Genomic DNA, 12,668 nt, shown 5'->3' on the forward strand with positions numbered 1-12,668 from the left:
TGGTCTTCTGGCTTTTTCTGCCTGGAGAGCATTTCATGTCAACAATTCCTATCCCCTTCGACTCGATCGATGCACTAATCGCTCAGCAGTTACCTGGCTGGTTGACGGCGGCCCAGGTCGATCATCTGTGGGCATTACAGCGTGCGATGAGGAGGCAGCAGGCCAACGCTCAGCAGATGCGCGAGTTGCTGGATGCTATCCCTGCACTGGATGCATACGCCGCTCCTTTTCTTGTAAGTGCATTGACTCAGGAAGGGCTCGCCGATGCTAATGTGCGCGGAGCCCAGGTGCATACCGAGCAAGAAGTGACCTTGCCCACGGCGGCGCCACACCTGCCGCCGCCCCGGTACACCTTCACCTCGAGGCAAAGCTTGCTGGCTGCGGCATTGCATAACTACAGCGAGGAGGAAACCCAGCCGTCGCCATTACGTCGTGCGCAACTGCTGGATGCTGACGGCCAGCCGCTGGCGCTCAGCTTTGGGGCCTTTGCCCGGTTGTGCAGACGTCTGGACCTTGGCGGGCGCTATCAAACTGTGCTGCAGGCGTGTCTGCAGCCGCAGGACATGTCTGCCAGGCAAGCCATCGAGGGTTTGTTTGAGGAAAGTCAGCGCTCGCGGTTGGAGGTCGCGGTGCGCATCGCCAAGCTCAAAGGCGAGCTCGACGAGCGCAGCTACCTGCTTATGCTTGCGGTGTTTTCGCCAGCACCCATTGTGCCGCCGATTCCCGGAGGGCTGACACCTCGTCAGCTGTTTCTGCTGGGCAAACGCATTCATGGTGTGGTGGCAATGGAAATGCGGCTGGCGAAAGATACTGCGCTGGAGTCGGTCATTGTCTGGATTCCGGATGATCCCCAGCTGCCGGTGGCCTGCTATGGCTCTTGGGAAGCCGTGTATCAAGCGCTCGCCAGCCGTTTGCGCAACGCCTCCTACCGGACCTTCTTCTCAAGGTTTATCAGTCAGCGGGATCGCTCAGCCTTCACCGATAAGCTCGCCAACCTGATGCGTTCAGCCACTGCAGGTGAGCCGCTGGAGCTTGATGGCCGAAACTTTGCTCTCCCTACATCACTTTTCGTCCATCTGCGTACCTTGCACATCGACAAACAATTGGACGATGCCAGGGTTCTGGCGGTGCCCACCGACGATGAGGACAAGTCCTCAAGACGTGAGCGACTAGAGGGGTATCAACGTGCCGGGCTGGACTTGTTGAACTTGATCGGGCTGTTTGTGCCGGTTCTGGGCGAAGTCATGTTGACCGTGGCGGCGGTTCAGCTTGCCGATGAGGTGTATGAAGGTTACCAGGACTGGCAACTGGGAGACCGCCAGGCGGCCTTGGATCACTTGTTTGGGGTTGCGCAGAGCTTGGCGGTAGGGGTGGTGGTTGGCAAGCTAAGCGAGCAGGCTCTGCACCTTACCCAGCGTGTGCCTTTTGTCGATGGCCTGGTGCCGCTGCGTACCGATGCGGGTCGGCTCAAACTGTGCAGTGACGAACTACTGGCTTATCAGGTGACGGATCGGGAAGCACCCTTGGGCAGCCGGGTTCGTTACGCCGATCACTGGCGCTTGCGCCTGCATGAGGGGACTTTTCAAGTGTTGCAAGACCCTGCTACGGGCCGCTGGCGGATTCGCCATCCACACCGTGCCGATTATGCGCCTGCGTTGGAGCACAATGGCAGTGGTGGCTGGCAGCACGAACTGGAGCAACCACAATATTGGCGGGGCGCTGGGTATCTGGTGCAGCGTCTGGGCAGTCGCTTGGCCGAGGTGTCAGATGCGATGGCCCAGGCCTTGCTCGAAATCACAGGTTTTGATCAGGCCCAACTGCGACAACTGCATCTGGAGAACGCTGGCGCACCTGCACGGTTGCTCGATGCCCTGGAACGTTTTGAAGTGAATATGCGCTACCCGGCGTTGCGAGGTGAGGCATTCGAGGAGCAGCTGAGGCAGCGGCAGGCGATGCCAGACGCAGCGCAAGGCCTTTTGATACGGGATTTCCCTGGCTTGTCGGTGCGTGGTGCGCGGGAGATTGTTGAGCAGGCAAGTGGTGCGCTGGTTGACGGCATGCTTGCCAGCAGTCGGGTGCCGCTGGCGCTCGCGGAGCGGGCACGCTGGTTTCTGCGCGATAGCCGGGTGGACAGGGCGTGCGCGGGGCTGTACCTGGCGCAAGCCGTCAACGCTGATTGCGAACGGTTGGTGCTAGGGTTGATCGATCGCCTTGCGCCATGGCCAGAGGCCATACGGTTCGAGTTGCGCGAAAGGGCGCCGGATGGGCCGCTGCTGGCTTCGCGCGGGGCTGCGCAGTCTGTACACGTACGGCGCATTATCAAGGGGCGGCGGGGCTATCTGGCCATGGACGGAGACCGTGTTGGGCAGGCGGCACCCACGGACAACCTGCTCACGGCCTTATTGCTGAGCATGGAGCAAGGACAGAAAGTACTGCTCGGTGGTGCGCAGTTGACCGAGCTGGGGTTGAGGGACTGCCTGGTGGCTCGCGTCAGCAGCAACCGTGAGCAGGTGGCTGAGTTGGTCGGCATGGTCCCCATCGGTATTGGCGTGCGGCCGCCTCTGCGGTTTGCCGACGGGCGTCTGGGTTATCCACTCAGTGGCCGTGGGCAGAGCAGTCGGCAAGCGACCAGACGGGGCATCCAGCAGATCTACCCCACGCTTAGCGACGACCAGTTAACGGCTTACCTGCTGGACGTGTTAGGCAGAGGAGAAAGCTTGTGGGGCCACTACCATGAGCTTCAAGAGCAACTGGCTCGCCTGCGCCAAGCCTTGTATGCCTGGCAGAGTGAGTGGCGCAATCCCCTCGATGCGCTCAGGCGCAGGAGGGTTGCCACAGGATTGCGTCGCTGCTGGCGCCGTAAGCTCGTCGGCCTCGACGATGAGTACATGCTGACCATCGAGGGTGAGCGCGTGGGTAGCCTGCCATTACTACCAGCGGGGGTGACATTCAGTCATGTGCGCCGTCTGGTATTGCGCGACATGGACCTGAGCAGTCTTGCGGAAGATTTTCTGCCGCGCTTCAATCGGCTGATCGAACTGGATTTAAGTAACAATCAACTCACTGCCATTCCTGCCGGCATCGAACAGCTGACTCAGCTCAGGCAATTGCATCTCGCTCACAATCAGATCGCCATGGATGCGCAAGGTGATCGGCGTCTCGGTGCGCTGACGCGGCTGCAAACACTCGATCTGAGCCACAACCCACTTGGGCGGGTACCGGCGCTGGAGGGCAACAGGAGTTTGCGACGGTTGCTGCTGCGTGCGGTGGGCATTGAAAATCTGTCGTCCTCTGGCCGGGAACTGCCCTGGCGCGCTTACATCGACCTTCGGGACAACCGCATTCGCCAGCTACGGGATGAGCTGCAAGTTTTGCGACAACGCGTTCAACGCATGAGCCTGCATGACAACCCATTGGATGCGCCGAGCGAAATGCTGCTGGACCAAGCGGCCAGCATATCCGATCCAGTTGCCAGAGGGGGAGCTCTGTCCACCATCATGCGGTCGATGCTGCGGTTCGCGATCTCTGGCTTGGCGATGAGCAAGGCGCGCTGCGCGAACAGCGTCGAGCGCTTTGGGATAGGCTGCAGCAAGAGCCTGGGTCGGCGGATCTGTTGCGCTTTCTCGCGGATTTTTCTCGCCTTGAGGAATTCGAAGGTCACCCGCAGGGTTATCGCAGGCGTGTGTGGACGATGCTAAGCGCCTGTGAGCAGCATGAAGCCCTGCGCTTGCGCCTGTTTCGCGAAGCAGGTGGGCCGCGAACCTGTGAAGATCGTTTGCTGATGATCTTCAGTCAGCTGGAAATCAGTGTCCTGGCCGAGATCGCTATGTTCGCAGGCCCGATGAATCGGGTGGAGGCGCGTTTGCTCCGGTTGGGGCGCTCATTGTTTCGTCTGGATGAAGTCGACCGAATTGCCGCCCAGCATACGCTCCGCTTGCGCGAGGGGGCGAGACCGGAAGTGGATGAGATAGAGCTGCGTCTTGCCTATCGGACAAGGCTTGCGTCAGCGCTTGAGTTGCCCGCTCAGCCTGGGGAGATGTACTACGAGGACCATGCGCCAATAACGACCAGCGATGTGCGAAGGGCCGAGGCGGCAGTCTTGCGTGCCGAGACCCCGGAGGTCTTGATCGCTTCACTGGCGCAGCGCCCGTTCTGGGAAACGTATATGCGCGAACGTCACGCGCAACGCTTCGAAGCGCTTGTTACGCCTTTTCATGAGCGTTTGGCGCACTACTTGGAGGAGGTCGAAAGCTCAGGCGAGCGGGTCTATCTGGAGCGAAGCAATGCATTGATGAGGGAACTGGCGAATGCCGAGCGAGAGTTACTGCTCACCCTAACCAGGGAAGCCGATGAGCGCAGTCGTACTTGAGCCGAAGTGCAACTGGAGGGTCAGGTGAATGCGAGCACCCACCTGACCGTCCGCTGGCCATCACTCAGGCGGCGCGAACCCGGGCACGATTCACTTCGACCTGTTGCAGGTAGTCACGCAGCACTTGCTGTTCTGCCTGGCTGGTGAACAAGCCGAGCTTGGTGCGGCGCCAGAGGATATCGTCGGCGTTAGTCGCCCATTCCTCGCTGCACAGGTAATCCACTTCACGGGTGAACAGGCCACCGCCAATGGCTTCGCCCAGGTCCGCAGGGCCCTGAACGCCTTCGAGCAAGCGCCAGACACGGCTGCCGTAGGTCAGTGCCCACCGCTTGGCAATCTCCGCTGGTAGCCAGCCACAGCGCGCCAGAATCGCATCCGCCAAGGCGAATGGGGTTGTCATGTCTTCGCCACCCGGCAGCGCTGCATTGGCCGTCCAGCTGCCGCGCATCTGGGTGAAGAAGGGCGCGAGCTGACTCATCGCCGACTCGGCCAGCTTGCGGTAAGTGGTCAATTTGCCACCGAATACCGACAGTAGCGGTGCTTCACCCGTACTGGCAGAGAGCGCCAGGGTGTAGTCGCGGGTCACCGCCGAGGGATTATCCGACTCGTCGTTGCACAGCGGGCGTACACCGGCGTAGGTGTGCAGGATATCGGCACGGCTGAGCTGGTGATTGAAGTGTTGGTTGACCACGTTGAGCAAATAGTCGGTCTCGCTTTCAGTGATCGTGACCTTGGCCGGGTCACCAGTGTATTCGCGGTCAGTGGTGCCGATCAGGGTGAAGCGTTCCAGGTATGGAATGGCGAAGACGATGCGCTGGTCTTCGTTCTGCAGGATGTAGGCATGCTCGCCGTCATACAGCTTCGGCACGATCAGGTGGCTACCCTGGATCAGGCGAATGCCGTAAGGCGCATCCAGCTTAAGGTCATCCTCAATGAATTTGGCCACCCATGGGCCGGCCGCATTGACCAGGGCGCGAGCACGAATCGACTGCTGGCTGCCATCGGCATGTTCCAGTTGTACCTGCCACACGCCGTCGATACGGCAGGCGCTGAGGCAGCGGGTACGAGTGCGAATGTCTGCACCGTTTTCGCGAGCGGCCATTGCGTTGAGTACCACCAGGCGGGCGTCATCCACGGCGCAGTCAGCGTACTCGAAGCCGCGGGTGATGCCTGCTTTGAGCGGATTGCCCGGGCCGAAGCGCAGGCTGCGTGAAGCGCCGAGCTTTTTGCGTTTGCCCAGGTGATCGTAAAGGAACAGACCGGCACGAATCATCCAGGCTGGGCGCAGGTGCGGGCGGTGCGGCAGCACGAAGCGCATCGGTTTGACGATATGCGGGGCTTTGGCCAGCAGCACTTCACGCTCGGCCAGGGCTTCGCGCACCAAGCGAAACTCGTAGTGTTCCAGGTAACGCAGGCCGCCGTGGATCAACTTGCTGCTGGCCGAGGAGGTGTGGCTGGCCAGGTCGTCTTTTTCGCAAAGAAACACCGACAGGCCACGTCCAGCCGCGTCGGCGGCGATGCCCACGCCGTTGATGCCGCCGCCGATAATGGCGAGGTCATAGATGTCGGCAAGGGCGGGCGATGACAAGCTGGATTGCGGCACGGGTGGCTTCCTCAAAGACTTTCTAGCATCGAATTTGAACATTGATGTTCATTTTCGAAAATACTAGCGCAACAGAATGCGGGCTGCCAGTCGCTTTTCATAGAAAATACTGATCGGATGACAATTAAATGAAAAATAACGAACATTTACGCTGCCACCGTTGCGGTGGCAGCTGTTGCAGGCTCAGACCACTTCCAGGCGAATCTTGTACTGGTTGAGCAGTTGAGTGAGCGCGGGTACCGGCGCCTGGTCGGTGACCAGGCAGTCAATCAGACTGATCGATCCCAGGCGCACCATGGCATTGCGCCCGAACTTGCTGGAGTCGGCAGCAAGGATCACCTGACGGGCATTGGCGATGATTGCCTGGGAAACCCGGACTTCTTGATAATCAAAGTCCAGCAGGCTGCCGTCTTCGTCGATGCCGCTGATACCGACCAGGGCGAAGTCGACTTTGAACTGATTGATGAAGTCGACGCTGGCCTGGCCCACCACGCCACCGTCACGGCGCACATTACCCCCGGCCAACAGCACCTCGAAGTCATCCTTGGCGCTGAGGATCGAGGCCACATGCAAGTTATTGGTGATGATCTTCAGGTGGTTGTGATTGAGCAGGGCGCGGGCGATGGATTCGGTGGTGGTGCCGATGTTGATGAACAGCGAGGCATGGTCAGGAATCTGTGCGGCGATGGCCTCGGCAATCCGCTGCTTTTCGTCGCGCATCTGATCGGCGCGCATGGCGTAGGCGGTGTTCTCGATACTGGAGTCATAGGCGGCGCCACCGTGATAGCGGCGCAGCAGATTGACCTCCGCCAATTGGTTGATATCACGGCGGATGGTTTGCGGGGTGACAACGAAAATCTGCGCCATTTCTTCGATACTGACGTAGCCGCGTTCACGGACCAGTTCGAGGATTTGTTGTTGGCGGGGAGGCAGGTTCATGGGCGGTCCTTTTGGGCTGCCGGGCAAATTGCGCCATGAAAGCAGCTCAAGCCCCAAGCTGCAAGCCACAAGATCATTCGCCCCGCGCCCTTGCAGCTTGCAGCCTATCGCTTGCGGCTACCGCCTACTCCTCGTGCGGTTCCCAATCGCGGGTACGGTCGACCGCTTTCAGCCAGCCGGCATACAGCTTCTCTTTGGCGGTTTCATCCAGTTGTGGGCTGAACTCACGCTCGATGATCGCCTTGCCGCGCAGTTCATCCAGGCTGCTCCAGAAACCGCACGCCAGGCCGGCCAGGTAAGCCGCGCCAAGGGCTGTGGTCTCGCGCATTTGTGGGCGCTCGACACAGGTACCGAGAATGTCGGCCTGGAACTGCATGAGGAAGTTGTTGGCCACTGCGCCACCGTCCACCCGCAGCTCGCTCAGGCGCTGACCGCAGTCTTGTTGCATGGCGTCGAGGACGTCACGGGTCTGGTAGGCAATCGATTCCAAGGCGGCACGAATGATGTGATCGACCTTGACCCCGCGGGTCAGGCCGAACAACGCGCCCCGCGCATAGGGATCCCAGTACGGTGCACCCAAGCCGGTAAAGGCTGGCACCAGGTAGACGCCATTGCTGTCTTTGACCTTGCTGGCGAAGTATTCGGTGTCATGGGCGTCATTGACGATTTTCAGTTCGTCGCGCAGCCATTGCACGGTGGAGCCACCGTTGAACACCGCACCTTCCAGGGCGTAGGCCACTTCACCGCGTGGGCCGCAGGCGATGGTGGTGAGCAGGCCGTGGGAAGACTTCACCGCTTTGTCACCGGTGTTCATCAGCAGGAAGCAACCGGTGCCGTAGGTGTTCTTGGCCTGGCCCGGTTCCACGCACATCTGCCCGAACAGGGCCGCTTGCTGGTCGCCAGCGATACCGGCAATGGCGATGCCGCTTTTGCTGTGGCCGTAGACTTCAGAAGAACTACGCACCTCGGGCAGCATCTGCCGTGGGATGTTCAGCACCTGGAGCATCTTCTCATCCCACTGCAGTGTGTGGATGTTGAAGAGCATGGTCCGCGAGGCGTTGGTGTAGTCGGTGACGTGTACCTTGCCGCCGGAGAATTTCCAGATCAGCCAGCTGTCGACAGTGCCGAACAGCAGCTCGCCGCGCTCGGCTCGCTCACGGGCGCCTTCGACGTTGTCGAGGATCCACTTGAGCTTGGTGCCGGAGAAGTACGGGTCTGTGACTAGCCCCGTGGTTTCTCGAATGTAGTCCTGCAGGCCGTCACGCTTGAGCTGTTCGCAGATCTCAGTGCTGCGTCGGCACTGCCAGACGATGGCGTTGTACACCGGGCGCCCGGTCTCCTTGTCCCAGACCACCGTGGTTTCACGCTGGTTGGTGATGCCGATGGCCGCTACCTGGTCATGGCTCAGGCCTGCCTGGGCCAGCGCTTCGACCATGGTCGCGCTCTGGGTGGCGAAAATTTCCATCGGGTCGTGTTCAACCCAACCGGCTTGCGGGTAGTGCTGAGCGAATTCGCGCTGCGAGGTGCCTACCACGTTGGCATCGCGGTCGAAAATGATGGCCCGAGAACTGGTCGTGCCCTGGTCCAGGGCAATGATGTAGTTCTTGTTCTGGCTGTCTGTCATGTGGTTGGCCTTGCACTAAATAGGGTAGAGGTCAGGGCGCAGCGAGCGTGGCTCGCCACAGCAGGCATCAGGATGCCTGGGTCTTGCCCTGAGGGTTGGCGTCAGTCTGCGCGCTCTCGCTCTCGGCAACCGGCAGGTTGCGGGCGATCACGCTGCGGTACAGGGCGGCCCCAAGGCTCGCTCCTATGATCGGCGCAAATATTGGAATCAGGAAATAGGGAATGTCACGACCGCCCGTGAAGGCGATATCGCCCCAGCCGGCAAAGAATGTCATCAGCTTAGGGCCAAAATCACGGGCCGGGTTCATCGCAAAGCCGGTCAACGGGCCCATGGCGCTACCAATGACGGCGATCAGCAGGCCAATCAGCAACGGCGCCATGGCGCCACGGGGCAGGCCGTTGTTGTTGTCGCCCAGGGCCATGATCACCGCCATCAGGATTGCAGTGATGATCACTTCGACCAGGAATGCCTGGCCAGTGGACAGTGCCGGATGTGGGTAGGTGGAGAACACCGAAGCCAGCTCCAGGCTGGCCTGGCTGCCGCGAATCATTTCATGGGTTTGTTCGAAATCGAAGAACAGGTTGCTGTACAGCGTGTAGACCAGCGCAGCACCACAAAAGGCGCCGGCGATCTGCGCGACGATGTAGAACGGCAGTTTGCTCTTCTGAAAACCGGCGAACAGGCACAAGGCGATACTCACCGCAGGGTTCAGGTGAGCGCCGGATACGCCGGCAGTCAGGTATATCGCCATGCTCACGCCGACGCCCCAGATGATGCTGATTTCCCACAGGCCGAAGCTGGCCCCTGCGACTTTGAGCGCCGCCACGCAGCCAGTGCCGAAAAAAATCAGCAACGCGGTGCCGAGAAATTCGGCCATGCATTGGCTGGATAAGGTTGGTTGTCGCAGAGCTGTCGTCATTCGTTAACCCCGGTTTTTGTTGTTGTGAGGCGCAGTGAGCGCTCGACAAAAACCCGACAGAAATCCCCATTTCGGTCAGGCAGGCGGCAAAAATGCACCTTTTCAGGGCATCGCTATATTCAGATTCGAAAAAATATAGACAAGAAACGCTTATGTCAAAGGTCGAAAGTGAACCACCATTCACAATCTGACTATTGGCGCCACGGATGGGCATTGGTTGCGGCGCAGGTTTTGACCTAAAGTAGCCGGCGAACAGCTATTCACCTTTTGTTTGGAGTGCTGCATGACCCCCGCCCTGGATCTGCTGAAAAAGGTTCGCGCCGAACATCACATTCATAGTTACGAACATGATCCCAAAGCTGCGTCTTACGGGCTTGAAGCGGCTGAAAAGCTCGGTCTTGAGCCGGTGCGAGTGTTCAAGACCTTATTGGCCAGCAGTGAAAAGGGCGAGTTGCTGGTGGCAGTGGTGCCGGTGGTCGGTAGTCTCGATCTGAAGGGCTTGGCCCACGCGGCGGGGGTCAAGAAGTGCGAAATGGCTGACAAGGCAGCGGCGCAACGCTCCACCGGATACCTGTTGGGCGGTATCAGTCCACTGGGGCAGAAGAAGCGTCTGCGTACATTTATTGATCAGTCGGCCCAAGAATTTGAAACAATTTACGTTAGCGCCGGGCGTCGCGGCTTGGAAGTTGAGTTGGCGTCAGCGGTGCTAGCTGAACACACTCAGGCCAAATTCGCGGCAATCGGCCGCGACTAACATGGCCAGGCTTTTTGTGGGAGCAGGTTTTGCCGGTGATGCAGACACCGCGCAACAGCTGACGCCGTGTTGATGGCATCGCCAGCAAGACTGACTCCTCCAGCTAGCGCATTCAGACCGCTGAGCTATACCGCCGAACACCGTTCTCCGGCACCGGCAGTTGCGCTGCAACGCTGCCCGGTACGGCAAACAGCACCAAATGATCGGCAGCCACTTCGATGCCGACTTCGGCACCGAGTTGATGGTCGATATGACTGGCGAAAATGGCTTCGAGCTGGCTGCCGGTAGGCAGTTGCAGGCGATAGAGCGTCGACGCGCCGAGGAAGCTCTTGCCGGTGATCAGTGCCTTCAAGGCGCTGTGCGGCGCATGAATGATGTCGTCCGGACGCAACAACACATCGACTGCGCTACCTGGGGTGAAGGAGTAGGCACGGTTACCACGCAGCTCACCCAGTTCGGTCTGTACCGACTCCGGGCTGGTCAACTGGCCACGGATGAAGTAGCCCTGGCCAATGAAGCTGGCCACGAACGGCGTCAGGGGTTCGTGATAGAGGTTGTACGGGGTATCCCATTGTTCCAGGCGGCCTTCCTTGAATACGCCGACGTGATCGCTGACGGCAAAGGCTTCTTCCTGGTCGTGGGTGACCAGAATGGCACTGGTACCACGGCTTTTGAGAATGTCACGAACCTCATGGCTGAGGCGTCGGCGCAGCTCTACGTCGAGGTTGGAGAAGGGTTCGTCGAGCAGTAGCAGCTGCGGCTCGGGCGCCAGCGCGCGGGCCAGGGCCACACGCTGCTGCTGGCCACCGGAGAGCTCGTGCGGGTAGCGTTTGCCCAGCCCGCCGAGTTTGACCAGTTCGAGCATTTCTGCCACGACCTGTTGCTGCTGTGGGTGCTTGCCGATCCCGAAAGCAATGTTTTCGGCAACGGTCAGGTGCGGGAACAGTGCGTAATCCTGGAACACCATGCCGATCCTGCGCTTCTCCGGTGCCAGGGTAAAGCCGGCTTTGGAGATGGCCTCGCCGGCCAGCTGGATCTCACCCTCATGCACCGGCTCAAAGCCGGCGATGGCGCGCAGGGTGGTGGTCTTGCCGCACCCCGACGAGCCCAGCAGGCAACCGATGTCGCCAGCGTTGAGGTGCAGGTTGAGGTTCTGGACGATGCGCTGCTCGCCATAGCCGCAGGCGAGGTTGCGCAGGTTAAGCAGTAAAGGTTGACTCATGCGTGGTGATAGGCCGGTTCAACAAGATATTCGAGAAGCGCCTTCTGCGCATGCAGTCGGTTTTCAGCCTGGTCCCATGCGACCGAACGAGGGTCGTCGAGCAGGTCCAGGCTGATTTCCTCGCCACGGTGGGCGGGCAGACAGTGCATGAACAGGGCATCGGGTGCTGCCAGGTCGAGCAGTTCGCGGGTTACCTGGTAAGGCGCGAACAATGCCAGACGCCGTGCAGTTTCCTCTTCTTGGCCCATGGAAGTCCAGACATCGGTGCTCACCAGATGTGCGCCGTGCACGGCATCCTTGGGGTCGCGGAAGATCTGCACACGGTCACCGGCCTGGGCCAGGAACTGCGCGTGGGGTTCGAATTCGGCCGGGCAGGCGATGCGCAGTTGGAAGTCGAACTGGATCGCCGCTTCTATATAGCTATTGCACATGTTGTTGCCGTCACCAATCCAGGCGACGGTCTTGCCTTGGATCGCGCCGCGATGCTCAAGGAACGTCTGCATGTCAGCGAGCAACTGGCACGGGTGCAGATCGTCCGACAGGCCATTGATCACCGGAACCCGGGAATTAGCAGCGAACTCGGTCAGGGTACTGTGGGCGAAGGTACGGATCATCACCGCATCGAGCATGCGCGACATGACGATGGCGCAGTCGCCAATCGGCTCGCCACGGCCCAGTTGGGTATCGCGCGGGGACAGGAAGATCGCCTGGCCACCGAGCTGGATCATACCGGCTTCGAACGACAGTCGGGTACGCGTCGAGGATTTCTCGAAGATCATCCCCAGTACGCGGTTCTTCAGGGGTTCGAACAGTACGCCGCGGTTACGCAGGTCCTTCAGCTCGATGCCTCGACGGATCACACTGAGCAGTTCGTCGGGTGTGAAATCCATCAGGGAGAGAAAGTGCCTAGCGCTCATGTTTGACTACCTTTTTGCAACAGACCGCAGATCAACGATACCGGTTTTCAGAAACAACGGAGCTGACCTGCGGCGAAAGCCGCACGGGGCGACGAAATAAGGGAAGACGCAATACTATAATTAAATGTCGCGTCATACCAAGTGGGCTGTTCACTGTCTGTATTGCAGGCAATGTCGTAACCCATTGGGTGGCGGTTTTTTTTGTGTGCTACACAAGGGTTTTACACTGCCCGCTGGCGCCTTGGCAAACTCCCGGATGAATCGCTGCGCCTGATGCCGCTAGATTCACACGGCGAAAGTCACTGGTCGCCAGGCCCGCTC

Annotated in this window: 9 protein-coding genes; 3 read left to right on the forward strand and 6 right to left on the reverse strand. The window is 59.9% G+C overall.

Features of this window, described 5'->3' with window-relative positions; genetic code table 11:
• Positions 1 to 35 precede the first annotated feature (35 nt).
• The gene (locus ACQRAX_RS19265; RefSeq protein WP_412041129.1) at positions 36 to 3,698 is read left to right on the forward strand and encodes a dermonecrotic toxin domain-containing protein; all 3,663 of its coding nucleotides are present in this window, start codon (positions 36 to 38) and stop codon (positions 3,696 to 3,698) included.
• Entirely contained in the window at positions 3,584 to 4,369 is a 786-nt protein-coding gene (locus ACQRAX_RS19270) for an NEL-type E3 ubiquitin ligase domain-containing protein (protein ID WP_412041165.1), read from the forward strand. The genes ACQRAX_RS19265 and ACQRAX_RS19270 overlap by 115 nt, the downstream gene beginning before the upstream one ends.
• A gap of 64 nt (positions 4,370 to 4,433) precedes the next feature.
• Here ACQRAX_RS19270 and glpD read toward each other — a convergent pair whose 3' ends face one another.
• The 4 genes from glpD to ACQRAX_RS19290 form a co-directional block, all read right to left on the reverse strand.
• Positions 4,434 to 5,972: a glycerol-3-phosphate dehydrogenase gene (gene glpD, locus ACQRAX_RS19275; protein WP_412041128.1), complete on the reverse strand. Its 1,539-nt coding sequence runs from the start codon at positions 5,970 to 5,972 to the stop codon at positions 4,434 to 4,436.
• Between the two features lie 183 nt (positions 5,973 to 6,155).
• Positions 6,156 to 6,911, reverse strand: coding sequence for a DeoR/GlpR family transcriptional regulator (locus tag ACQRAX_RS19280; protein ID WP_107024606.1), 756 nt, complete (start codon positions 6,909 to 6,911; stop codon positions 6,156 to 6,158).
• A gap of 124 nt (positions 6,912 to 7,035) precedes the next feature.
• The gene (gene glpK, locus ACQRAX_RS19285; RefSeq protein ID WP_412041127.1) at positions 7,036 to 8,535 is read right to left on the reverse strand and encodes a glycerol kinase GlpK; all 1,500 of its coding nucleotides are present in this window, start codon (positions 8,533 to 8,535) and stop codon (positions 7,036 to 7,038) included.
• Between the two features lie 67 nt (positions 8,536 to 8,602).
• Positions 8,603 to 9,454, reverse strand: a complete 852-nt coding sequence (locus tag ACQRAX_RS19290; RefSeq protein ID WP_412041126.1) for an MIP/aquaporin family protein — start codon at positions 9,452 to 9,454, stop codon at positions 8,603 to 8,605.
• A gap of 283 nt (positions 9,455 to 9,737) precedes the next feature.
• Between ACQRAX_RS19290 and ybaK the strand changes: the two genes are divergently transcribed.
• Complete coding sequence (gene ybaK, locus ACQRAX_RS19295; RefSeq protein WP_412041125.1) at positions 9,738 to 10,208, forward strand: Cys-tRNA(Pro) deacylase; 471 nt, start codon at positions 9,738 to 9,740, stop codon at positions 10,206 to 10,208.
• Between the two features lie 112 nt (positions 10,209 to 10,320).
• Here ybaK and ACQRAX_RS19300 read toward each other — a convergent pair whose 3' ends face one another.
• Both ACQRAX_RS19300 and argF read right to left on the reverse strand, forming a co-directional pair.
• The gene (locus ACQRAX_RS19300) at positions 10,321 to 11,430 is read right to left on the reverse strand and encodes an ABC transporter ATP-binding protein (protein WP_412041124.1); all 1,110 of its coding nucleotides are present in this window, start codon (positions 11,428 to 11,430) and stop codon (positions 10,321 to 10,323) included.
• Positions 11,427 to 12,347: an ornithine carbamoyltransferase gene (gene argF / locus ACQRAX_RS19305; RefSeq protein ID WP_412041123.1), complete on the reverse strand. Its 921-nt coding sequence runs from the start codon at positions 12,345 to 12,347 to the stop codon at positions 11,427 to 11,429. Before argF ends, ACQRAX_RS19300 begins: the two co-directional genes overlap by 4 nt.
• Positions 12,348 to 12,668: the final 321 nt, after the last annotated feature.

Origin of the sequence: Pseudomonas sp. UM16, assembly GCF_050312595.1 — a bacterium.
GTDB lineage: Bacteria > Pseudomonadota > Gammaproteobacteria > Pseudomonadales > Pseudomonadaceae > Aquipseudomonas.

What these genes read in the sequence shown, in the direction of transcription:
- ACQRAX_RS19265 (WP_412041129.1), top strand. Translation starts at nt 36, where the DNA reads ATGTCAACAATTCCTATCCCCTTCGACTCGATCGATGCACTAATCGCT.
- argF (WP_412041123.1), bottom strand. Translation starts at nt 12,347, where the DNA reads ATGAGCGCTAGGCACTTTCTCTCCCTGATGGATTTCACACCCGACGAA.
- glpK (WP_412041127.1), bottom strand. Translation starts at nt 8,535, where the DNA reads ATGACAGACAGCCAGAACAAGAACTACATCATTGCCCTGGACCAGGGC.
- ACQRAX_RS19300 (WP_412041124.1), bottom strand. Translation starts at nt 11,430, where the DNA reads ATGAGTCAACCTTTACTGCTTAACCTGCGCAACCTCGCCTGCGGCTAT.
- ACQRAX_RS19290 (WP_412041126.1), bottom strand. Translation starts at nt 9,454, where the DNA reads ATGACGACAGCTCTGCGACAACCAACCTTATCCAGCCAATGCATGGCC.
- ybaK (WP_412041125.1), top strand. Translation starts at nt 9,738, where the DNA reads ATGACCCCCGCCCTGGATCTGCTGAAAAAGGTTCGCGCCGAACATCAC.
- ACQRAX_RS19280 (WP_107024606.1), bottom strand. Translation starts at nt 6,911, where the DNA reads ATGAACCTGCCTCCCCGCCAACAACAAATCCTCGAACTGGTCCGTGAA.